Annotated in this window: 22 protein-coding genes and 1 tRNA gene; 15 read left to right on the plus strand and 8 right to left on the minus strand. The window is 60.6% G+C overall.

The window, feature by feature from the left end; translation table 11 throughout:
- Positions 1–6 precede the first annotated feature (6 nt).
- A complete protein-coding gene (locus ACR3FE_RS04595; protein WP_458205831.1) occupies positions 7–453 on the minus strand; it encodes a DUF2240 family protein in 447 nt (148 codons plus the stop codon).
- Between the two features lie 91 nt (positions 454–544).
- Between ACR3FE_RS04595 and ACR3FE_RS04600 the strand changes: the two genes are divergently transcribed.
- The gene (locus tag ACR3FE_RS04600) at positions 545–922 is read left to right on the plus strand and encodes a 30S ribosomal protein S8e (RefSeq protein WP_458205833.1); all 378 of its coding nucleotides are present in this window, start codon (positions 545–547) and stop codon (positions 920–922) included.
- Between the two features lie 75 nt (positions 923–997).
- Here ACR3FE_RS04600 and ACR3FE_RS04605 read toward each other — a convergent pair whose 3' ends face one another.
- A complete protein-coding gene (locus tag ACR3FE_RS04605; RefSeq protein WP_458205835.1) occupies positions 998–1,993 on the minus strand; it encodes a PhoU domain-containing protein in 996 nt (331 codons plus the stop codon).
- 321 nt (positions 1,994–2,314) lie between these two features.
- Here ACR3FE_RS04605 and ACR3FE_RS04610 point away from each other — a divergent pair, with 321 nt between their 5' ends.
- The 5 genes from ACR3FE_RS04610 to phoU all read left to right on the plus strand — a co-directional run bounded on the left by ACR3FE_RS04610 (position 2,315) and on the right by phoU (position 7,661).
- Positions 2,315–3,346, plus strand: coding sequence for a PstS family phosphate ABC transporter substrate-binding protein (locus ACR3FE_RS04610; protein ID WP_458205837.1), 1,032 nt, complete (start codon positions 2,315–2,317; stop codon positions 3,344–3,346).
- A gap of 76 nt (positions 3,347–3,422) precedes the next feature.
- Positions 3,423–4,379: a phosphate ABC transporter permease subunit PstC gene (gene pstC, locus ACR3FE_RS04615; RefSeq protein ID WP_458205838.1), complete on the plus strand. Its 957-nt coding sequence runs from the start codon at positions 3,423–3,425 to the stop codon at positions 4,377–4,379.
- A 1-nt stretch (position 4,380) separates the two neighbouring features.
- Entirely contained in the window at positions 4,381–6,057 is a 1,677-nt protein-coding gene (gene pstA, locus ACR3FE_RS04620; RefSeq protein WP_458205840.1) for a phosphate ABC transporter permease PstA, read from the plus strand.
- Between the two features lie 84 nt (positions 6,058–6,141).
- Complete coding sequence (gene pstB / locus ACR3FE_RS04625; RefSeq protein ID WP_458206010.1) at positions 6,142–6,942, plus strand: phosphate ABC transporter ATP-binding protein PstB; 801 nt, start codon at positions 6,142–6,144, stop codon at positions 6,940–6,942.
- A 32-nt stretch (positions 6,943–6,974) separates the two neighbouring features.
- Positions 6,975–7,661, plus strand: coding sequence for a phosphate signaling complex protein PhoU (gene phoU / locus ACR3FE_RS04630; protein ID WP_458205841.1), 687 nt, complete (start codon positions 6,975–6,977; stop codon positions 7,659–7,661).
- A 240-nt stretch (positions 7,662–7,901) separates the two neighbouring features.
- Here the strand turns inward: phoU and ACR3FE_RS04635 are convergent, their stop codons facing one another.
- Both ACR3FE_RS04635 and ACR3FE_RS04640 read right to left on the minus strand, forming a co-directional pair.
- Complete coding sequence (locus tag ACR3FE_RS04635) at positions 7,902–8,270, minus strand: hypothetical protein (RefSeq protein WP_458205843.1); 369 nt, start codon at positions 8,268–8,270, stop codon at positions 7,902–7,904.
- Positions 8,271–8,619: 349 nt separating this feature from the next.
- Positions 8,620–10,842, minus strand: coding sequence for a CDC48 family AAA ATPase (locus tag ACR3FE_RS04640; RefSeq protein ID WP_458205845.1), 2,223 nt, complete (start codon positions 10,840–10,842; stop codon positions 8,620–8,622).
- A 203-nt stretch (positions 10,843–11,045) separates the two neighbouring features.
- Between ACR3FE_RS04640 and larC the strand changes: the two genes are divergently transcribed.
- The gene (gene larC, locus ACR3FE_RS04645; RefSeq protein WP_458205846.1) at positions 11,046–12,383 is read left to right on the plus strand and encodes a nickel pincer cofactor biosynthesis protein LarC; all 1,338 of its coding nucleotides are present in this window, start codon (positions 11,046–11,048) and stop codon (positions 12,381–12,383) included.
- A 25-nt stretch (positions 12,384–12,408) separates the two neighbouring features.
- On the plus strand, positions 12,409–12,633 hold the full coding sequence (locus ACR3FE_RS04650; protein WP_458205848.1) for a hypothetical protein: 225 nt from the start codon (positions 12,409–12,411) through the stop codon (positions 12,631–12,633).
- Positions 12,634–12,638: 5 nt separating this feature from the next.
- Here the strand turns inward: ACR3FE_RS04650 and ACR3FE_RS04655 are convergent, their stop codons facing one another.
- A complete protein-coding gene (locus ACR3FE_RS04655) occupies positions 12,639–13,367 on the minus strand; it encodes a RuvC family protein (protein ID WP_458205850.1) in 729 nt (242 codons plus the stop codon).
- Positions 13,368–13,452: 85 nt separating this feature from the next.
- On the opposite strand from ACR3FE_RS04655, the gene radB reads away from it, so the two are divergent.
- Positions 13,453–14,151, plus strand: a complete 699-nt coding sequence (radB, locus tag ACR3FE_RS04660; RefSeq protein WP_458205852.1) for a DNA repair and recombination protein RadB — start codon at positions 13,453–13,455, stop codon at positions 14,149–14,151.
- A gap of 216 nt (positions 14,152–14,367) precedes the next feature.
- Here radB and ACR3FE_RS04665 read toward each other — a convergent pair whose 3' ends face one another.
- On the minus strand, positions 14,368–15,507 hold the full coding sequence (locus tag ACR3FE_RS04665) for a CBS domain-containing protein (protein ID WP_458205853.1): 1,140 nt from the start codon (positions 15,505–15,507) through the stop codon (positions 14,368–14,370).
- A 95-nt stretch (positions 15,508–15,602) separates the two neighbouring features.
- Between ACR3FE_RS04665 and ACR3FE_RS04670 the strand changes: the two genes are divergently transcribed.
- Together ACR3FE_RS04670 and ACR3FE_RS04675 are read left to right on the plus strand one after the other, a co-directional pair.
- Positions 15,603–15,938, plus strand: coding sequence for a lycopene cyclase domain-containing protein (locus tag ACR3FE_RS04670; RefSeq protein ID WP_458205855.1), 336 nt, complete (start codon positions 15,603–15,605; stop codon positions 15,936–15,938).
- Positions 15,939–16,080: 142 nt separating this feature from the next.
- Positions 16,081–16,749, plus strand: coding sequence for a DUF7344 domain-containing protein (locus tag ACR3FE_RS04675; protein WP_458205856.1), 669 nt, complete (start codon positions 16,081–16,083; stop codon positions 16,747–16,749).
- A gap of 578 nt (positions 16,750–17,327) precedes the next feature.
- Here ACR3FE_RS04675 and ACR3FE_RS04680 read toward each other — a convergent pair.
- A tRNA-Val gene (locus ACR3FE_RS04680) sits at positions 17,328–17,401 on the minus strand.
- 164 nt (positions 17,402–17,565) lie between these two features.
- Here ACR3FE_RS04680 and trpD point away from each other — a divergent pair.
- Genes trpD through trpG form a run of 4 tightly spaced genes read left to right on the plus strand, consistent with a single transcriptional unit; the run spans position 17,566 to position 21,384 of the window.
- Positions 17,566–18,570: an anthranilate phosphoribosyltransferase gene (gene trpD / locus ACR3FE_RS04685; protein ID WP_458205857.1), complete on the plus strand. Its 1,005-nt coding sequence runs from the start codon at positions 17,566–17,568 to the stop codon at positions 18,568–18,570.
- Positions 18,567–19,205, plus strand: a complete 639-nt coding sequence (locus ACR3FE_RS04690) for a phosphoribosylanthranilate isomerase (protein ID WP_458205859.1) — start codon at positions 18,567–18,569, stop codon at positions 19,203–19,205. The genes trpD and ACR3FE_RS04690 overlap by 4 nt, the downstream gene beginning before the upstream one ends.
- Entirely contained in the window at positions 19,202–20,764 is a 1,563-nt protein-coding gene (trpE, locus tag ACR3FE_RS04695) for an anthranilate synthase component I (protein ID WP_458205860.1), read from the plus strand. Before ACR3FE_RS04690 ends, trpE begins: the two co-directional genes overlap by 4 nt.
- Complete coding sequence (gene trpG / locus ACR3FE_RS04700; RefSeq protein WP_458205862.1) at positions 20,761–21,384, plus strand: anthranilate synthase component II; 624 nt, start codon at positions 20,761–20,763, stop codon at positions 21,382–21,384. The genes trpE and trpG overlap by 4 nt, the downstream gene beginning before the upstream one ends.
- Here trpG and ACR3FE_RS04705 read toward each other — a convergent pair.
- The gene (locus ACR3FE_RS04705) at positions 21,360–21,521 is read right to left on the minus strand and encodes a hypothetical protein (protein ID WP_458205863.1); all 162 of its coding nucleotides are present in this window, start codon (positions 21,519–21,521) and stop codon (positions 21,360–21,362) included. The two genes, trpG and ACR3FE_RS04705, sit on opposite strands and share 25 nt — an antisense overlap.
- Between the last annotated feature and the right edge of the window lie 44 nt (positions 21,522–21,565).

Here is a 21,565-nt window from a genome sequence, read left to right on the forward strand (position 1 = left end):
GTGGATTTACGCTTTGAGGTCTGTGAGTGCCTCTTCTGCTTCGGCACTCACGTCGATCCCCTTTCGGCGTGCATAGACGACGGCAGCCGCTTCGACGGTGACGCCACCGCGCTGTTGGAGTTCGTTGATCTCAGCGACGGCGGTCTGTTTCGACGTTCCATCGGAGACGAGCTTGTCGAGTACCTTCTCGAACGTCGATTGTTCCTGCAAGAGCTGTTCGTCTGGGACGAACTCCTCCGGAATCTCGACTTCGGCGGGGTCGAACTCCGCGATCAGTTCGTCGTCCTCGTGCGTGAGCAGTCCCTGTCCGCTCGCGACGTCCACGAGTCGCTTCGCCTGGTCGGGCGAGAACCAGTCACGGTCGAGCGACAGTGCGACGACGAACTCGCTTTCCCGCATTCGTTCGCGTCCAGCTTGCTGGAACGGGGCGGCGACGGTGATCCGCAAACTCATCGTCCGGCGGAACAAAACGTGACGGCCTAAATCTGCCGATGTCGGACTGCGAATCGAGTCATTGAAGTATTCCGTGACCGACCCTCACGATATGAAAGACCAAGGACGCTCTACGCGAAAGCGAACCGGTGGCCGACTGAAGCCGTTCCACAAGAAGAAAAAGCACGAACTCGGCCGTGAACCGACCGAAACACAGGTCGGTGAACCCCGATATCGCACCATCGACGCCCGTGGCCGCAACGAAAAGATCCGCGCGCTCACGACCAACGTCGCCAACGTGACCACCGGCGGCGAGACGGTCAGCGCGACGATCCAGGACGTGCTCGAAAACGACGCGAACCCGAACTACGCACGCCGAAACATCATCACGAAGGGCGCGATCATCACCACGAACGAAGGAAAAGCGCGCGTGACCTCCCGCCCCGGCCAGACCGGTCAGGTCAACGCAGTGTTGGTCGACGACGAGTAATCGAATCTCCGTCTTCTTCGATTCACAGTTTCAGAGAGCGACTGCGTTGCTCGAAACGGAACCACGGAGGAGCGTTCAGGGACGGGGTGCAGCCTTCTGGAGTGCCGTCTCCGCGATGTTGCCGCCGTAGTCGGCACATCGTGACAGCGAGTCCACGACGAGACCGAGCAGTTGTGCCTGCTGTGGATCTTGCTCACGGAGGAGTTTGTCGATGGAACGAGCGTGCTCGTCGATAGACAGGATCGACTGGCGCGCGTCGTTCGCAAGTTCGGTGGCCTGGTCGCTATCGTCCAAGAGGAGAGCGTCCATCGCCTTGTCGATGACATCTGTCGCGTCGTCGTGGAGTTCCTCGAAACTCGCTATGACGTCTTCGGGCACCTCCGACAACTGGAGCGTGAGTTGTCCGATCTTGGCGGCGTGATCGGCGATGCGTTCCAGTTGACGGGCGCTGGAGTGGTAGTCGAAACACAGTTCGCGCGACATCCCGAGTTCCTCGGTCGCTTTCGCCGTGCGGAGCGTCGCCCGGAAGATTCGCGAGACGACGAACCACAGGCGGTCGACGTCCTCGTCGCGGGCGATGACGTCGCGGGCGATGTCGTCGTCGTTCTCCGCAAGGGCGGTGATGGCGTCGTCCAACATCGAAAGTGCGATGAGTCGCATGCGCGTGACGGCGTTGTGGATCGACAGCTCGGAGGAGTCGAGGAGGTCCTGGATGACGACCTTGTTGCCCGTCTCCTCCAGTACTTCAAGACCGACGAGACTCTGAGTCGCCTCGCTGATGGTGCGTCGCTGTTCGGTCGTGATTCGCCCGGCTTCGAGTCGGATGATGTCGAAGCCGCTCACGTACATCGTGAACACCGCACGTCGCAGTTCTTCGTCCCGCAGATCCCTGATGTCGAGCGAGCCTTCGAGCTGGTCTCGCTCGTCCTTCGGCGTCAACAACAGTGAATCCGATTCGGGATAGAATTCCACGATGCTTCCGGCCTCCACACCGTTTTCGTTCGCCCACGTCTTCGGAAGTGAAACGGTGAACGTCGAGCCGCCGGTGACCTGTACTTTGCGCGTCTCCATACACGCCTGTTCGGGTCGGCTACACTATAAATCCAACCATTTCTATATATGGGAACGAGAAATGTGGTATCTACCACGATAGTATATTCCGACACCCACCAACCGTTCGAACGAGCCGGATTTCATCGAGTTAGAGGTAGAAATTATATAATAAATACACTGTCGATTCGGAGCAAAACCGCGATAGATGGTAAAATACCGTGTTTCGGCTGGAAAACGAGTGGGGATGTGAGACATGATCAATGGTAGAACCATAGCATACGTAGAAATATATAGAAATCATAGCAACGTATTATTACGGGCTGTTCATGGTTTCAGGTGATGTCAGGTAAGTCGTCAAGCAGCGTTTCGCGGCGGAAATTTATCGTGGGCGCAGGCGCATCCGGTGCAATCGCACTCGCGGGGTGTACGAAGAACCAGACCAGCGGCAGTGGTGGCGGCACTACCGATGGTTCCGGCAACTCCGACAACAGTGGTGGCGACAACCAGGAACTGAGCGGGCAGGTCAAGATCGCTGGCAGTTCGACGGTGTTCCCGTTGTCTCAGGCGATGCGTGACAAGTTCATCCAGAAACACTCCGGCGTGAACATCAGCATCAAATCGACCGGGAGCGGCGGCGGTTTCGCGAACCACTTCTGTCCCGGTGAGACCGACTTCAACAACGCCTCTCGGCCTATCAAGAAAGAGGAGAAGTCGGCGTGCCAGAAGAACAATGTCGAACCAGTCGAACTGAAGGTGGCGACTGACGCGGTGACGGTCATCGTCAGCCCGAAGAACGACTTCGTCGACTGCATGACCGTCGACGAACTCAAGCAGATCTGGCAGGGCGGTAACAACAAGGTCTCGAAGTGGAGCGACGTGAACTCCGACTGGCCGGACAAGAAGATCAACCTCTACGGTCCGACCGAGGCGTCCGGTACCCTCGACTACATGCACGAAGCAGTCGTCGGCGAGGACAACAAACACCGAATGGATCACCAGGCGACCGAACAGGACCGGAACATCATCAACGGCGTCAAAGGTGACAAGTACGCGCTCGGGTACCTCGGATTCGCGTACTACAGCGAGAACAAGGATTCGGTAAAGGCACTCGGCATCGACAACGGAAACGGCTGTGTCAAGCCATCGCTCGAAACCGCGAAAGCGGGTAAGTACAAGCCGCTATCCCGTCCGCTGTTCACCTACCCCAAGGTTTCGTCACTCAAGAACAAAGATCAGGTCGCCGCGTTCGCGGAGTTCTGGATCGAGAACTCCACGAGCAAAGAGATCGTCGCCAACCAGGTCGGCTACGTGCCGCTCGGTGACGACGAGCAGAAAGAGCAGATGGACAAACTCAAGAAGCACATTGAGTAAGTGTGCGTGTGGGCGTAGTAAGCGGTCGAATCGGCAAACGAAGGTCTTTTTCGGGCACGATTAGAGATCATAAACAATGAGTACTGATCGAATAACGCAAACCCTGACAACACGGACGGGGAACTCGTCACGGGAGTATCTGGCGTGGCTGTTCTTTTTCGCGTGTGCACTCCTGTCGATACTCACGACCATCGGCATCGTGTTGCTCCTGTTGAACGAGACACTGCGATTTTTCAGTGAAACCGCAGGACTCCTGGGTGTCACGGGTGAAACAGCATCGTTGGTCGACTTCTACACGTCGACAGTATGGCGACCGAGTAACGAAAAGTTCGGTGTATTGGCACCGCTGACGGGGACGCTGATGGTCACCATCGGTTCGGCAGCCATCGCACTCCCACTCGGGGTTGCGACCGCACTCTATCTGAGCGAATACGCGAGCCAGCGGGCGCGGTCGGTTCTGAAACCGGCGCTCGAGATACTCGCTGGCGTGCCGACGGTCGTCTACGGATTCTTCGCGCTTATCTACATCACTCCGGTTCTCGAACCGATCTTCCACGTCCAGTTTTTCAACATGATGTCTGCGAGCATCGTCGTCGGGTTCATGATCATCCCGATGGTCGCGTCAATCAGCGAGGACGCCATGAGCGCAGTCCCCGACGAACTCAGACAGGCTGGATACGGAATGGGTGCGACGAAGTTCGACGTCTCGGTCGGTGTCGTCATCCCCGCCGCGATATCGGGTATCTTCTCCTCTTTCATCCTCGCCCTCTCGCGTGCCATCGGAGAGACGATGGCAGTCGTCATCGCGGCAGGGAGTGTCGCACACTTCAAAAATCCACTCAACCCGCTCGCCTACACCGGGCCGAACATGCCGATGACAGCAGCTATCGTCAACTCGCTCACCGGTGACTTCGCTGGTGGCGGAATCGCGTACCGGAGCGCGTTCGCGGTCGGATTCACACTGTTCGTCGTCACGCTCGTGATGAACATCGTCAGCGACCTCGTCGCAGAGCACTACAGGGAGGAATACTGAGATGGCAACCGATATACAGCGCGAAACGACCGCATTCGAACAAGTCAGCCGTACTACCGGTCGGATATTCAAGTACGCACTTCTCTCCGGGACGCTCATCGCGCTCGTCGCACTCGGGGTCTTGCTCCTCTACGTTGCCAACGACGCGATCCAGCCGTTGACCGCGGCACCGGGTTGGTATCTCGTCTTCTTCCTCACGCTCGTCACGCCGACGGTCGTCGTGGCCTGGTACCTGAACCGACGTAGTGATGATAGCCTGTCGATCGGTGTGACCGCGATCGGTATCCCTCTCGTGGGCGTGGTGTTCGGTGGCGGACTCTCGTCGGTGTTCATCGAGGTCATCTCGCCACTCGTACTGCTCGCGTACGCCGTCGCGTTCGCGATTCCGATCGCCATCTCGCTCGGCCTGAGCCATATCGAGGTCGAGGTGCCCTTCACTGCGTGGCTCGCAACGACGATTCTGGCGTTCGTGGCGTCGTTCGTCTTCGTTCCCGGTTTCATCCTCTCGTTCCCGTACATCCCTACGAATGGAATCGCCATGGGGATCACGGCAGGCGCATTGGTGGCGTTGGCGGCGCGGTCGTACGCTGATGGTCGATGGGACGGCGACCGCACTGCCGACATCGCGGCCGTAGCCGCCTTCCTCGCAACCGTCATCGCGGCACCGGTCGGTCAGTTCGTCGGCATCGGTGCGGTTCCGACACCGATACTGATGGCCATGGCGGGCGTTCCGGTCGGGCTGTACGTCGCAGACATCGTCACGAACCAGCCAGAGGAACGTATCGGACTCGCCCTCGCCGTCGCCGTTATCGGCGGGGCCCTCCTCGGCGCGTTCCTCGTCGATATGCTCGGATTCGCGGGGCCGAAGTCGTGGCTCGACTGGGCTTTCATCACCGGCCCGAGCACGAGTAGTGCCGATTCGACCGGATTCTACGCCGCCATCGTCGGGTCGGTGCTGCTGATGTTCGTCGTCGCACTCGTCTCGTTCCCGGTCGGTATCGGTGCAGCCGTCTATCTCGAAGAGTACGCACCCGCCAATCGACTGACGAGGATCATCAAGATCAACATCTCGAATCTGGCAGGCGTTCCGAGCGTCGTCTACGGTCTGCTCGGAGCAGGATTCTTCGTCAACTATCTCGGGCCAGGGATCCCTGTCCTCCCGCCAGCGATCGCAAATCCGCTCGGGCTAACGCCGATCTACCTGGCCGGGAGCCTGTTCGGTTCCGGGACGATCGTCGTTGGTGGACTGGCGCTTGCATTGCTCATCCTTCCGATAATCATCATCTCCGCACAGGAAGCGATTCGAGCCGTCCCCGACGACATGCGACAGGCGTCGTATGGGATGGGTGCGACGCGCTGGCAGACGGTCAAGAAAATCGTTCTCCCGCGCGCGTTCCCCGGTATCCTCACCGGAACCATCCTCGGACTCGGTCGGGCGATCGGTGAGACCGCACCACTCGTCATGATCGGTGCAGCGGCCATCTCTGGCCTCCCCCGGACGTTCGATTCGGTCGTCGCCGCGATGCCGATGCAGATCTACGCGTGGACGTCGATCATGGCTACGTCGGAGTTCTTCAACAGAGTCGCACCCGCAGGCGTCATCGTCCTCCTCATCGCGATGCTGACGATGAACTCCGTCGCTATCGCACTGCGCAACAAGTATCAGAGGGAGGGTTAAACAATGAGTCAAGAGAACATGCCCACGAACGAGGAAGCGAGTGAGAGACGACAGGCCGAATCGTCAGGCTCGATGAACGACGAGATGCTCATCGAAACCGAAGTGGATTCCGAAGGCGCTCGGCGTGCGGATACGCCCGCCATCATCGAGTCGAAAGACATCAGCGTGTGGTACGACGACGATCAGGCATTGCAGGGTATCGACATGGAGATTCCGGAAAAGCGGGTCACCGCGATGATCGGCCCGTCCGGCTGCGGGAAATCCACGTTCCTCCGGTGTATCAACCGGATGAACGACCTCATCGACTCCGCGAGCGTCGAAGGCGAACTCACCCTTCGCGGGAAGAACGTCTACGACGACGACGTCGACCCAGTGGCGCTTCGTCGGCGCGTCGGGATGGTGTTCCAGAAGCCGAACCCGTTCCCGAAGAGCATCTACGACAACGTCGCCTACGGGCTGAACATCCAGGACAAAGACGGCGACTACGACCAGATCGTCGAAGAATCCCTCAAGCGCGCCGCGCTGTGGGACGAGGTGAAAGACAGACTGGACGAGTCCGGTCTCGAACTCTCCGGCGGGCAACAGCAGCGTCTCTGTATCGCTCGGGCCATCGCACCCGACCCGGAAGTCCTTCTGATGGACGAACCGGCCAGCGCGCTCGACCCCGTCGCAACCTCGCAGATCGAAGACCTCATCGCCGAACTCGCCGAGGATTACACGGTCGTCATCGTCACCCACAACATGCAGCAGGCGGCCCGCATCAGCGACAAGACCGCCGTCTTCCTGACCGGCGGTGAACTCGTCGAGTTCGACGACACGCAGAAGATCTTCGAGAACCCAGAAAACGACCGCGTCGAAGACTACATCACCGGGAAGTTCGGATAAGATTCATACCTACGATAGCCGAATCACAATTTATGGCACGAAAAAGTTATCAGCAGCAGTTGGTCGACCTTCAAGAGAACGTCCTCTACATGAGCGAGGTGGTGATGGAGCGGCTCCGCCTCGGACTCAACGCACTGGAACAGAAAGACCAGGAACTCGCCCGCGAAGTCATCGAAGGCGATTACGAGGTGAACGAACTCTATCTCTCCCTCGAACAGGACTGTATCGACCTGTTCGCACTCCAGCAGCCGGTCGCGAGCGACCTCCGGATGATCGCCGCGTCGTTCAAGATCATCACCGACCTCGAACGCATCGGCGACCTCGCGGTGAACCTCGGTGAGTACACGCTCACCGCAGACCGCGATATGTTCCCGGAAGTCGATATCCAGGAACTCGGGGACGTCACCCTCGAAATGCTGGAGGCGACGATGGACGCCTACGCCGAAGACGACACCGAGGCCTGTTACGCCGTCGCCGACCGTGACGACGAACTGGACAGCCTCTGTGAGCGCGCGAGTCAACTCGTCGTCCGCGACCTCATCGAGACGGAACTGGAAGAGACCGACGAGAGCACGGACGAGGAGATCGAACGTCTCCTCCAGGACGTTTCGCGCCTCCTACTCACCATCCGTGATCTGGAGCGCATCGGCGACCACGCCGTCAACATCGCCGCCCGCACCTTCTACATGGTCGAAAACGACGACGAACTCATCTACTAGAACGCACCTTTTTCTGCGGTCGGGTGTCGAGACGAACGCCGCACGGCAATCGTCTCGCCCTGCCTCCCTGGAAAAATCTGCACCAAAAGCACTTCGTTACCCCCTCAGTCGAGTCTCCAGCAGACGCTTCGCGTCTACTTTCGACACTCCTTCAAGGGTTCCTCGGCCCTGAAAATCGTAGATTTTCCGGAGAGTGAACTAGCCCTTGCGGTTGTGTAGTCTGCTGATCTTGGTGGTTGGTCAGTTGTGCGAAGGCGAGGTAAACTTTCGTATCGCTGTACCGATTGCAAACCCTAGCGTGCCGAGGATTGCGGCGGCGATAAATCCACCAGTGAATGCGATGATGACTAATTCGGGGAATTCCGGGCCGGAGCCAGTCAAGCCGATACCACCGTAGTTCAGGAACACACCGACTACCGGGGTGAAAACGAGCGCCCAACTGAGTGCTAATCCACCGTTGGAGTACGCTTGGACGGTGATGAGTGCGACGAGCAAAACGGCGTAGCCTTCCCACCAGAGGTGTTGGAAAATCGTTGGAGGAGTGACCTCTTTGTAAGCCGCAAAAAAAGCAACGAGAATAGAAACAGCCCCACTGAGACGATTCCCCACCGTTTCGTCATCTGCTCGTTTCTGCCAATGAGGAGAGATTGCGTAGTTGGGGAAAACATGGATAGATAGTCTTTGTCATTCTACAAAACATTTCTGCGCGAAGTGGTTCATACTACTCGAATTAGCAACCGACACGACCGCCGGGGGCTAGCCCACTCTCCGCGAACGAGGAGCGTCAGCGACGAGCGAGCGGGCCGACGACTGAACGGAGTTCGCCAGACTCGCTCTGCGAGTCTGGCGAAACGAAGTGAAGGAGGAGTGCTTTTGGTCGAGCTTTTACAGGGAGCCAGCGGAAAGGGCGACGGCGGTCGTCGCCCTTTCCGCTCGCGACCGTTGTAAAAGGTCGTTCTTATTGGAAGCCGATGCGCCCGCCGGTCTGGCGCTGAGGTGCGGACGAACCGCCCTTGAACTCCTGTTCCATCTGCTCGTAGTAGTCGAGCAGGTCTTCGGTGATGGTGGCACGGACGCTCTCCATCGCCTTGCGGAAGTGGCGCATCTCGACCTCATCGGCCTCGTCGTCCTCACGCAGGGCCTCGATAGCGGCCTCCCGCGCGATGGATTCGAGGTCGCTGCCGACGTAGCCGTCGGACATCTCCGCGAGTTCGCGCAGGCTGACGTCGGGTGCGAGCGGCGTGTCATCGGTGTGGATCTTGAGGATCTGCTCGCGGCCCTCGTCGTCCGGCTGGCCGATCATCACGAGGCGGTCGAAGCGTCCAGATCGGATGAGTGCCGGGTCGATCATGTCGGGGCGGTTGGTTGCGCCGATGACCATCACGTCACCCTTGTCTTCGAGCCCGTCGAGTTCTGTGAGCAGCTGGTTCACCACGCGCTCGGAGACGTTGCTGCCGACCTCCTGACTGCGTCCGGGGGCGAGGCTGTCGAGTTCGTCGAAGAAGATGACTGTCGGGCTGACCTGCCGCGCCTTGCGGAACGTCTGCCGGATGGCCTTCTCGGACTCGCCGACCCACTTCGACAGCAGTTGCGGCCCGCGCACGCTGATGAAGTTGGCGTTCGTCTCGTTGGCGACGGCCTTCGCCATCAGCGTCTTCCCGGTGCCGGGTGGCCCGTAGAGCAGGACACCCGACGGTGGGTCGATACCCATTCGTTCGAACTTCTCGGGTGAAGAGAGCGGCCACTCGATGCTCTCTTTGACCTGGCTCTTGGCGTCTTCGAGACCGCCCACGTCGTCCCACGACACCTTGGGCAGTTCGACCAGCACCTCGCGCATCGCGGAGGGTTCGACCTCGTTGAGTGCGCCACGGAAGTCCTCGCGCTTGACGATCATCCGGTCGATGAGCGACGGTGGGATGGACTCTTCGTCCAGGTCGATCTCCGGCAGGTAGCGCCGGAGCGCCTTCATCGCGGCCTCTTTCGTCAGGCTCTCGATATCAGCACCGACGAAGCCGTGGGTGTCGTTCGACAGGCCGGGGAGGTTCACGTCGTCGGAGAGCGGCATCCCGCGCGTGTGAATCTGGAGAATCTCCGTGCGGCCTTCCTCGTCCGGCACGCCGATCTCGATCTCACGGTCGAAGCGACCGGGGCGTCGGAGTGCGGGGTCGACCGAATCGACGCGGTTGGTCGCCGCGATGACGATGACCTGGCCGCGCGCTTCGAGCCCGTCCATCATCGTCAGCAGTTGGGCGACGACGCGGCGTTCGACCTCGCCGGTCACGTCTTCGCGCTTGGGTGCGATGGAGTCGAGTTCGTCGATGAAGATGATGGAGGGAGCTTCCTCGGCGGCGTCCTCGAATATCTCACGGAGCTGTTGTTCGGACTCGCCGTAGTACTTCGAGATGATCTCCGGCCCTGCGATAGAGAAGAAACTTGCGCTGGTTTCGTTGGCGACGGCTTTCGCCAACAGGGTCTTCCCGGTACCCGGCGGGCCGTGGAGAAGCACACCCTGGGGTGGCTCGATGCCGAGCTTCTGGAAGATCTGCGGGTGTTTCATCGGGAGTTCGACCATCTCCCGCACGCGCTGGATCTCGTTCTGGAGCCCACCGATGTCTTCGTAGGTGATGCCACCGCCCGTCTTCTCGAAGCCCGAGATCGGCTCTTCACGCAGTTCGACTTCGGTATCTTCCGTGATGAGACAGACGCCCTGTGGGTCGGTCTCGACGGCGATGAGCGGGATGGCCTGTCCGGGCGAGCGCATGAACGGGTGGTTCGTGCTCGACATGACGGGTACGATGTCGCGCTCGACGACCGGACGCTTCAGGATCTGACGCTTGACCATTCCGGCGGCGTCGCTCCCGAACTGGACGCTCGCTTCCTCTGGCGGTGCGAGCACCAGTTTGTCGGCCTTCTCGGCTTCGGCCTTGCGGATCTCGACGCGTTCGCCGATACCGACGTCGGCGTTCTGGCGGGTGAAACCGTCGATACGCACGGTATCGGTGTTCCAGTCCTGTCGGTCGGCACGCCAGACTTTCGCTGCCGTCGTGTCGCCTCCTTCGATCTCGATGATATCTCCGGGACTCAACTTCAGATGCAAGAGCGTGTCCGGGTCGAGACGGGCGATACCACGACCCGAATCGTTCGGGTACGCTTTCGCCACCTCTAGTTGCACTTCGTTCATGATTTTTCAGTTACGGGGATGGTTGTGGGTGATGGTTCGCGCGGCATAAGTCCTTTGTTACCGGGTCTTTCGGCCACGCTGGTGGCCCGATAGCGCAGACTTGCCCGCGTGCGATTGGTGACAACTACGGGATGACAGTACAAAGGGATAGTGGTGCGGGTGCGACCGATGGCATTTTCGCACTCCGGAACGCCCTGGGACGTATGAGGACGCTTGCGTTCGACGGGCGGATGGGGGCCAGCGGTGATATGATTCTCGGGGCGCTCCTCGACGCGGGAGCAGACCGCGACGCCCTCGCACCAGTCGCTGACGCTCTCGATGTGGAATATGCGGTCGAGAAGACGGTGAAAAACGGAATCTCGGCGACGAATGTTCGAGTGCTTCTGGCCGATGAGGAAGGGGAAGAAGACGGTCACGACCACCAGCGCACGCACGACCACGACGAACATCACGAACACGAGCATAGCCACGGCGATGACCACGGCCACGACCACCATTCGCACGAACACAGTCATGACCACCAGCACGACCACCACGCGGAGGGTGCAGGCCCGGCGCGCACCTACCGGGAGGTCATCGACCTGCTCGAATCGATGAACCTCGACGACGATATCGAAGCAGACGCCAAAGCTGTCTTCCAAATCCTGGGTGAAGCCGAGGCAAGCGTTCACGACACCGACCTCGATTCGACGCACTTCCACGAGGTCGGGGCGGACGACGCCATCGCCGACGTGGTCGGAGCATCGCTTCTGTTCGCCGACCTCGACCCGGAGCGCGTGATGACGACGCCCCTCGCCACTGGTGGCGGCGAAGTCGTGATGAGTCACGGAACCTATCCCATCCCTGCCCCGGCAGTCGTGGAGATCGCGGCGGAAGCAGACTGGTCGCTCTCGGGCGGCCCCGTCGAGGCGGAACTGCTCACACCGACGGGGGCAGCCATCCTCGCCCACTTCGCCGATGGCGTCGAGACGCTACCGACGCTGAACGTCGAACGGTCGGGATACGGTGCTGGTGGGTACGACTTCCCGGAGCATCCGAACGTCCTGCGGGTGATCGCTGGCGAGTCGGCAGGCGGACTCGTCCGGGACGACATCACCGTCCTCGAAACGAATCTCGACGACGCACCATCAGAAGTGCTCGGTGGACTTCAGGAGACGCTCGTGGACGCGGGCGCGCGAGACGTCTCTATCCTTCCCGCGACGATGAAGAAATCGCGTCCGGGTCATCTCGTGAAGGTCGTCGTCAAACCCGAGGACGCAGAACGAGTCGCCCGGAGGCTCGCGGAAGAGACGGGAACACTCGGCGTTCGTGAAGCGGGTGCGAGCCATCGCTGGATCGCCCGCCGGGAGTTCGAGACGGTGACGCTGGAAACCGAGGGAAGGGAGTTCGAAGTAACCGTGAAGGTCGCCAGCGACGACTCAGGGTCGGTGTACGACGTGAGTGCCGAGTTCGACGACGCGCTGGCGGTGGCACGGGAGACAGGACTCACGGTGCGCGAAGTGATGCGGCGGGCGGAAGCCGCGATTCACGAAAACTCATAACAACCCGACAGGTCGTAGTCGCCACATGGTCCTCGTTCGCGTCCAGTGTCCCTTCGATGGGTGTGACGGCATGGGTGAGTTCGAAACCGACCCCGGAAGCGAGGTCGTCGCCCGCGAGAAAGGACACGTCACACTCGACAAGTTCCAGAAGGTCGGAAAGCAACTGCTGACGGGCACGATCGTCAAGGAAGAACATCTGCAGTGCCCGAGCGAGGAGACACACCGGTTCACGGTGCTCGTGGAACTTTAGATTCTTCACTCCTCGCGGTGCTCGTCGAGGGCTTCTTCGATGGTCAACTCGCCTGCCGCGACCCGGCGGGCCAGTTTCTCGTCGATCTCGCGATTGTCCGCCGAGTGTTCGCGCGACCGCCGTTTGATCACGCCAAGTTCGCCTTCGGTGGGTTCTATCTCGCGCTGTTCGACGATCTCGCCTTCCAATCGTGCGATGTTGACCGCGGCGAGCACGTCGCCCATGCCCCGCGCTCCGGTGCCGAGGTAGGGTGTCGTTCCGGTTTCGTCTACCAGTTCGACCTGGACGTTTTCGAGTTCACGGATGAGCTGGGCACCTTGCAGACGGGCGCCATCTCCGATTCGAACGACGGGGTCGATGGCGTCTGCGACCTCGTTTCGGACGACTTCGGCTGCCTCCGCGAGCGGGACGTGGAACGCCGAAGTCACGACATCGCCCGAGAGAACCGCGATGCCGGGGCGCGTTCCGGGATCGATTCCGACGATGGTTCGCCCACCCTCGCCTCGGAGGAGTGCCAACGCTTCCTCGACCGCTTTGCGGGGGTGTTCCGGGTCGGCGACGATGACAGGGAGGTCGGTGTCGATGTCGTCAGCTTCGGCTCGGATGCAGATCCGCGCTCCCTCCGGGAGGTCGTCACCCGGTTCGACCGTCGTGAATCTGACGCCCCTGTCACGCAGTTCGTTCACCAGGTCGTGGTACACTTCGAAGTCCGCTGTCGCAACGACGACTGTCACTGCTCAGTGTTCGCAGGGACGGAACAAAGTCGCCACGGTCGGGGCGAAACCGGAACCTTTTGCGTTAGAAGTACCAAGACCGACTGTGACCGACGCCGAGAAACTGACGACTGGGTGCCCGTCCGTGGACGAACTGCTCGGGGGCGGATTGGAGCGCGGAACCGTGACACAGGTGTACGGCCCGCCCGCCGCAGGGAAGACGAACGTGGCGCTCGGGACCGCCATCGAAACCGCACGAAACGGCGGCACCGTCGTCTACATCGACAGCGAGGGACTGTCCATCGAACGCTTCGAGCAGATAGCCGAGGCGCGTACCGACGACGTGGACGAGGTCGCTTCTCGAATCATCATCAAGGAAGTCCTCGACTTCCAGGAACAGGAAGAGGCGGTCAAAGACGTAGCGGAGTTCGCCGACCGAGCAGACCTCGTCGTGCTCGATAGTGCAACGGGATTCTATCGGCTCGAACGCGGCGAAGACCAGAAAGGCGGCGAAGCCCTCCGGCGGGTCGCCCGTCAGGTCACCCACCTTCTCTCGTTGGCGCGAAAACACGAGATCGCCGTCCTCCTGACGAATCAGGTGTACACTGACCCGGATTCCGACGGAACCCGACCCCTCGGCGGGCACACCCTCGAACACTGGACCGGCGTCGTCCTCCGGGTCGACCGCTTCCGTGGTGGCAACCGGCGGGCCACCCTCGAAAAGCATCGATCGATGCCCGCCGGAGGACGCGCCCAGTTCCGCATCACCGATTCCGGAATCGAAGGTGCGGAAGAGACGGTTTGAGGGGTCGGGAGATTCGTTTTCAGTCGAAGGCTACGACTCGTTCTGACATGGCAACTGGCGAATGAGAGAGCGACGGAGCAGACGCTTCGCGTCTGCGAGAGAGCGGACGGGTGAGGGCTTGTCTCGGCTCGTTTCAGTCGAACACCCACTCGACGCTCGACGACACGAAAAACGGAAAATTCGGGCAAACTCGAACTCGCAGTACGAGTCGCGTGCTTACAGTTCGTTGAGTTTCCGGAGCAGTTGGCCTTCGTACTCGCGGTCGCTCTGGAGCCCTTTGAGTTCGAGAACGTTGCGTTCCAGCGTGTCGCGGGCGACGTTGAACGCCTGCTCTGCGCCGTAGCCCTCGCCGGTTCCGGCGACCTGCCCACGGTTGGTGCGGAGACGGATCTTGCTCTGGATGAGCGGCGTCCCGCGGAGCTTCTCCTTGTGTTCGTGGAATCGAACGTGGGCGTGCTGAACCTGCATGTCCTGGTACTTGTTCGTGATCTCCCCGATGCTCTCGCGGATGTCCTGCCGGGAGATGGTGTCGAGGAGGTTGATGTTCGTGATCTGCACGTCCATGTGGTCCTCTTCAGTGAACGTCAGCGCGCGGAGCACGTCCGTCTTGGTGAGGATGCCACCGACGACGCGGTCGTCGTCGGGCGTGACGACGAGACCGGCGTAGTTCTTCTCGAACATCTGTTCGACCGCATCACGGACCGTCGCATCGAGCGAGATGGTCTCGACGGGACTGTTCATCACGTCGTAGACGGGGAGGTCGAGCATCCGGTTGCTGTCGCCAGTGCGCTCGCCCGTGGTCGGCTTGTCCATGTTCCGGGTGACGAAGTCCACGATATCGTGGGTGGTCACCATGCCGGTGAGGAACCCCTCGTCGTTGACGACGGGAAGGCGCGAGATGCTGTGTTCGCGCATGTTGTTGATGACTCGACCGAGGGTGGCGTCTTCCGGAATCGTGATGGGGTTCTCCGTGTAGATCTGCTCGACGGTGAGTGCATCGAGATTTTCGATGACGCCCTCGAGGATCATGTCTTCGTCGATGATTCCCCAGACGTTCTCCCCTTCGAAGATGGGTGCGACCTTGGTTCCACCTTCGACGAGTGCGCGGGCGACTTCACGGACGCCGTCGTTCCAGTTTACCTTCGGCGCGGGTTTGGTGAGTGTCGCCACCTTCGTCTGGTCTTCGATGTGTGACTGGAGGAGTTGCTTCTGGGTGATGACCCCGTCGTACTCGCCCGCTTTGGTCACAACGATACCCTTCGGGTTCTCTTCCTCGAAGATCGAGCGTGCCTTGCCGAGGCGCTCCTCCGCTTCGATCTCGTAGTAGTCCGTGGTCGCAATGTCAGAGATATCCATCGTCATTTTGAATGTCGCACTCCGTGGTCTTGAACTTTGTCGCATGGACTGCATTTCTGCAGGATTTTTGCCCTCGCAATCCGTACCTGTCTGGCGTGTTGCCCGATATTGGCGCGGTGTTCGGCCCGTACACGTATCTCGCCAGTGAGTTCGTCTTCGGCTCACTCGCGCTCTGGTTGCTCGTTCGAGCGGACGCGCTCGCTCGCGCCGGAAAGACCATCCTCGTCCTGTACCCGCTGGGCTACGTCTGGGACTGGTACACCCTCGCTATCGGTGTGTTCGAGATACAACTCCGAACCGGCGTCGAACTGGCAGGGATTCCACTCGAAGAACACATCTTCATCGTCGTCGTGCCAGCACTCGTCATTGGCGTCCACGAGAACCTGTCGAAACTTCGAGGGAAGGTAGACGAAGCAGCCAGTAATCGGTGATTACCACCGGATAGCGGAACGGTATGAACGGGCTGTCAACCAGCGTAACCACTCGTTTACCTCTGGTAAATGGTGAATAACAAAGGCTAAACCCGGTAATGTTCGAATCCATGCTGGGTTACGAGCAAGGGGTGGCGTAGTAATGAGCACAATCGGTGACTCCTCTGGCACGGGGAACGACGACACCGAGAGCCAATCGAGCGGGTCAGACTCGACCGTCGCCGAACACGTTTCAGACATCCTCGAATCGAACAGGTCACAGGAGCCACGGGCAACGCCCCTCTCCCGTGACATGGTTTTCGACGTACTGAAGAATCAGCGCCGCCGGTACGCCCTTCACTACCTGAAGCAGGCCGAAGAAACCGTCCAGTTGAGTGATCTTGCAGAGCAGGTCGCTGCGTGGGAAAACGATACCACGGTGGATGCCATCTCGGCCGCCGAGCGAAAACGAGTCTACACCGCGCTCTACCAGTCCCACCTCCCGAAACTCGATGATGCAGGAATCATAGATTACAACCAAAATCGGGGTATCGTCGAACTTGCCACCGCTGTCGAGCAACTCGACCCCTACCTCGAAACCAACACCCGAGACGATCTCCCTTGGTGTAAACGGTACCTCGGACTCGCCGCCGCCGGATTCGCGTTGCTTACCGCAGCGTGGTTGCAAGTCCCGCCACTCGCCGGACTCTCCGACATCGGTCTCGCCCTCCTCGTGGTTTTCGCGTTCACAGCCGTCGCCATCGCACACACGTTCGAGGCACGAAGCGCAACCACGACGGGCGAGCAACTGCCCGATATTCTGGACGAGTAGTACCCCAACCTCCGTTTTTTCGAAACCGGATCGATACGCGACCAGCGAGGCAAAACAGGCGAGTGCTGTTTCGTGATACGGTACGCCAGTGATAGGTTGAAAATCCAATAACTGCGAACTACCATCGAATCCACGCTGGAGAACTGGGTTACGAACTCGTTGGTGGTAGTTTCGGTGTCGCTCCCACCCAGCAACGACTGCCGTGGCGACACCTGCGTCTCGACATCGATGGGCGTGAAGGTAGTTGTGCTGATGCTGGTCTGACGTGGCCGTCTCCGTCCGCGAACTCAGACCGAACAGCAGCGCCATTCCAGTCAACCCGGCTACATGTATACCGGGTGTCTATATTATTATACATCAGTTAGGGTACCAGTAGACCCTTCCTGAAGCGAATATCGGGTTAGATTTGACATCCATTCGGCTCACAGAACGGGTTCGTTGACCACATCGAGACGTTCCTGCTCCTTCCCCGTTCGCTCCATTCGCGGGGTTGCGTCTCGTCTCATTCGAACTGCCAAACACTCTTTTCTGGCAACGTAGCTCCCTGCTTCGGTCGTCGGGTCGTTCCGCGAAAAGTATGGGTTTGGGCAGATTTGAACTGCCGGCCTCCTCCATGTCAAGGAGGTGTCATAACCAACTAGACCACAAACCCAGTCGGCCTCTCGTACGCATTCGTTCGTTAGCCGCAAGGGTAATTGAAGGTTTCGAAATCCCACGCCGTAACTGGGTTTCTATCCGGACTCCGATGGACGACAGTTTTAAGTTGATGTACGAATTTGTTCATTACAACACGAAACAGTACATTGGTGTTCCAAAATGCAGGACTACATCGAACACGTCAGCGACGGACACGACCTCACGCTCGACCAGGCACGACGGGCGGCAAGCGCCGTCTTCGAGGACGCGACCGAAGCGCAGATCGGTGGGCTCCTCTCTGGACTGCGCGCGAAAGGAGAGACGGAGACCGAGATCGCAGGATTCGCACAGGGGATGCGCGACGCGGCGCGAACCATCTCACCCGACCGGACGCCACTCGTCGACACCTGCGGAACTGGCGGTGACGACTACGACACTATCAACGTCTCCACGACGTCGGCAATCGTCGCCAGCGGTGCGGGCGTCCCGGTGGCGAAACACGGCAACTACTCCGTCTCGTCGTCCTCCGGAAGCGCCGACGTGCTCGAAGAGGTCGGCGTCGTCGTGGATTCGGAACCGCCTGCCGTCGAGCGCGCCATCGAACGACAGGGAATCGGGTTCATGCTTGCGCCCGTCTTCCATCCCGCGATGAAGGCCGTCATCGGCCCACGGCGCGAACTCGGGATGCGAACTATCTTCAACGTACTCGGGCCGCTGACCAACCCTGCAGGTGCCGACGCGCAGGTCGTCGGCGTCTACGACCCAGACCTCGTCCCCGTGCTCGCTCGCGCGCTCGCGCACATGGACGTGACGCACGCGCTTGTCGTCCACGGGTCGGGGATGGACGAGATAGCGGTTCACGACGAGACGACCGTCGCAGAGGTTCGCGGCGAGCGAATCGAGGAGTACACGCTCACCCCGGAAGACGTCGGTGTCGGACGACACGACGTGTCCGCCGTCGCTGGCGGGTCACCAGCCGAGAACGCCCGCGACCTTCGGGGTATCGTTGAGGGGAAGGTAAACGGTGCGAAGCGAGATATCGTGCTGGCGAACGCCGGGGCCGCAGTGTACGTCTCCGGACGGGCAACCTCGCTGCAAGACGGCGTCGAACAGGCGCGGAACGCGATCGAGTCGGGGCGAGCAGACGAGCAACTCGCAGCGATGGCCGGAGTAGTATCGGCATGATCCGGGTGAAGATCTGCGGGCTGACTCACGAAGACGACCTTCGAGCCACGATCTCTGCTGGAGCCGACGCCGTCGGCCTGCTAGTAGACGTACCAGTAGATTCACCGCGCGAGATCACCCCGGCCCATGCCGCCGAACTCGCCAGAGAGATTCCCCCCTTCGTGACCACGGTGCTGGTGACGATGCCCGACAGACCCGAGCGTGCGGTCGAATACGTCCGCCGAATCGAGCCGGACGCGGTGCAGGTTCACGGGATGAGCGTCGGCGACCTCGCTTACCTCGCCTCGAACGTCGACGCGAACGTCGTCCGGGCGGTCGACGCGACGAAAGAACGGCCACAGCGATACGATGCCGTGGCCGACGCTCTCTTGCTCGATGCCGGAGCGACGGGTGGAACGGGGGAAACCCACGACTGGGAGCACGCACGGGAGGTCGTACGCGAACTCGAATCGCCGGTCGTCCTCGCGGGAGGGTTGACGCCCGAGAACGTCTCCAAAGCAGTCGATACGGTCGAGCCGTTCGCCGTCGACGTTGCAACCGGCGTCGAGTCGAGAGGCGGCGAGAAAGATTCCGTTGCCGTCGAGTCGTTCGTCAGGAACGCGAAGTCAGCACGCGCACCGATCGTTCAACGATGAACAGCGACGAGTTCGACGCACTCACCGAGGGCGACGGGCCAGCCGTCGTCCACGTAGCGACCGATCTCGACGTCTCGGTCGACCCACTCACCGCGTACTCGGAGCTCGGCGGGAGCGAGTACGACTTCCTGCTCGAAAGCGCCGAGAAGGTCGCCTCCAGCGACCCGGATGGAGCCTTCGGTTCGGTGGAGACCGACGACCGCCGGGCACGCTACTCGTTCGTCGGCTACGACCCCAAAGCAGTCGTAGCGGTCGAACCGGACGAAACCGAGGTCCAGGTACTGGACGACAGATGGAGTGACGAGTGCGTAGCCTCCGAATCCGACACTCGATCCGAAGACGGAGATGTACTCGACAGACTTCGGGAGACGCTCCCCGACGTGGCTCGTCGCGGATTTCCTGACGATGGTGCGTTTACCGGTGGGTTGGTCGGCTTTCTCGCTTACGACGCGGTGTACGACCTCTGGCTGGAAGAACAGGGAATCGAGCACCCCGAGACGCAGCTTCCGGACGCGCAGTTCGTGCTCAATACGACGACGCTCGTCTTCGACCACGTCGCGGAGACCCTCTCGCTCGTGTTCACGCCCCTCGTCAGGCCTGAGGACGACCCTGACGAACTGTACGACGAACTGGTTACGGAAGCCGACAGGGTCGCCGCAGCACTCGAATCGGCAGCGAGACCGGAGTTGGGGTCGTATCGTCCGAAAGACGAGACGACGGGCTCGCAGATGGAGTACGAAAATGCGGTCGAGCGGGCGAAAGAACACGTCGAAGCGGGCGATATCTATCAGGGCGTCATCTCACGCAAACGCGAGATCGGGGCCGAGATCGACTCACTCTCCCTGTATTCCGCCCTGCGGGAGGTGAATCCCTCGCCGTACATGTACCTCCTCGGGTACGACGACCTGACCATCGTCGGTGCGAGTCCGGAGACGCTAGTGTCGGTTCACGACGACCGGATCGTCTCGAATCCCATCGCCGGAACCTGCCCGCGCGGTGGAAGTCCGATGGAAGACCGCCGCCTCGCGGGCGAACTGCTCGCGGACGAAAAGGAGCGGTCTGAACACGCCATGCTCGTCGATCTCGCCCGGAACGACGTGCGCCGGGTCGCGGAGTCGGGAAGCGTCCGCGTCGAGGAGTTCATGAACGTCATCAAGTACAGTCACGTCCAGCACATCGAGAGTACCGTAACGGGGACGCTGGCAGAGAACAGCGATGCCTTCGATGCGGTGCGTGCCACCTTCCCCGCCGGAACGCTGACGGGCGCACCGAAGATTCGCGCGATGGAGATCATCCACGAACTCGAATCCGGTTCACGCGGCGTCTACGGCGGCGGTGTCGGCTACGTCTCCTGGACGGGCGACGCGGATTTCGCTATCGTCATCAGGACGGCGACGGTGGAATCGGGGAGTCCGGACGAGATCACGGTACAGGCCGGTGCGGGAATCGTCGCGGACAGCGACCCGACAGCCGAGTACGAGGAGACCGAGCAGAAGATGGGCAGCGTGCTGGCGGCACTGGAGACGATGGAACGCGAACTCGCGGAGGTGCCTCGATGACTCGCGTGTTGTTCGTGGACAACTTCGACTCGTTCACGTACAACCTCGTGGAGTACACCGAGGAGGCGCTTCGAGCCGACCAGCCGAATGCAGTAGTCGAAACGGAAGTCGTGAAGAACACCGCTTCACTCACCGAAATCCGCGACACAGAGCCGGACGCCATCGTCATTAGTCCTGGGCCGGGCCACCCCGAAAACGAGCGGGACGTGGGCGTCACCGCCGAAGTATTCCGGAAACTGTCGCCCGAGATTCCGACACTCGGCGTCTGCCTCGGATTGGAGGCGGCAGTCCACGTCTACGGTGGCACGGTGGGTCGCGCGCCGGAACCGGTTCACGGGAAGGCGTTTCCGGTCGAACACGACGGAGACGGCGTGTTCGACGGACTGGAACAGGGATTTCAGGCTGGTCGATACCACTCGCTCGTCTCGACGACGGTGCCCGACTGTTTCGACGTGACTGCGACGACGACACATCTGGGCGAGACGCTCGTGATGGGCGTCCGTCACCGCGAACATCCCATCGAATGTGTCCAGTTCCATCCAGAAAGCGTGCTCACCGCACACGGGCGAGACGTGATCGGAAATTTCCTCTCGCACTACACCAGCACACCAGCAGCGTAGAGCGCGGCGACGATGAGGATGGCGACGATGGCGACGCGCCAGATAACCTTGATGGCGAAGCGGATGGCGAGGACGAGTAGGATGAGTGCGACGATAGCGGCGACCACGCCGACGGGTTCGATGGCCAACGGGAACATAAGAGAAATGAACGCATACCGAATGGTAAACGTATCGGTGGTGT

The organism is Haladaptatus rarus (assembly GCF_054177585.1).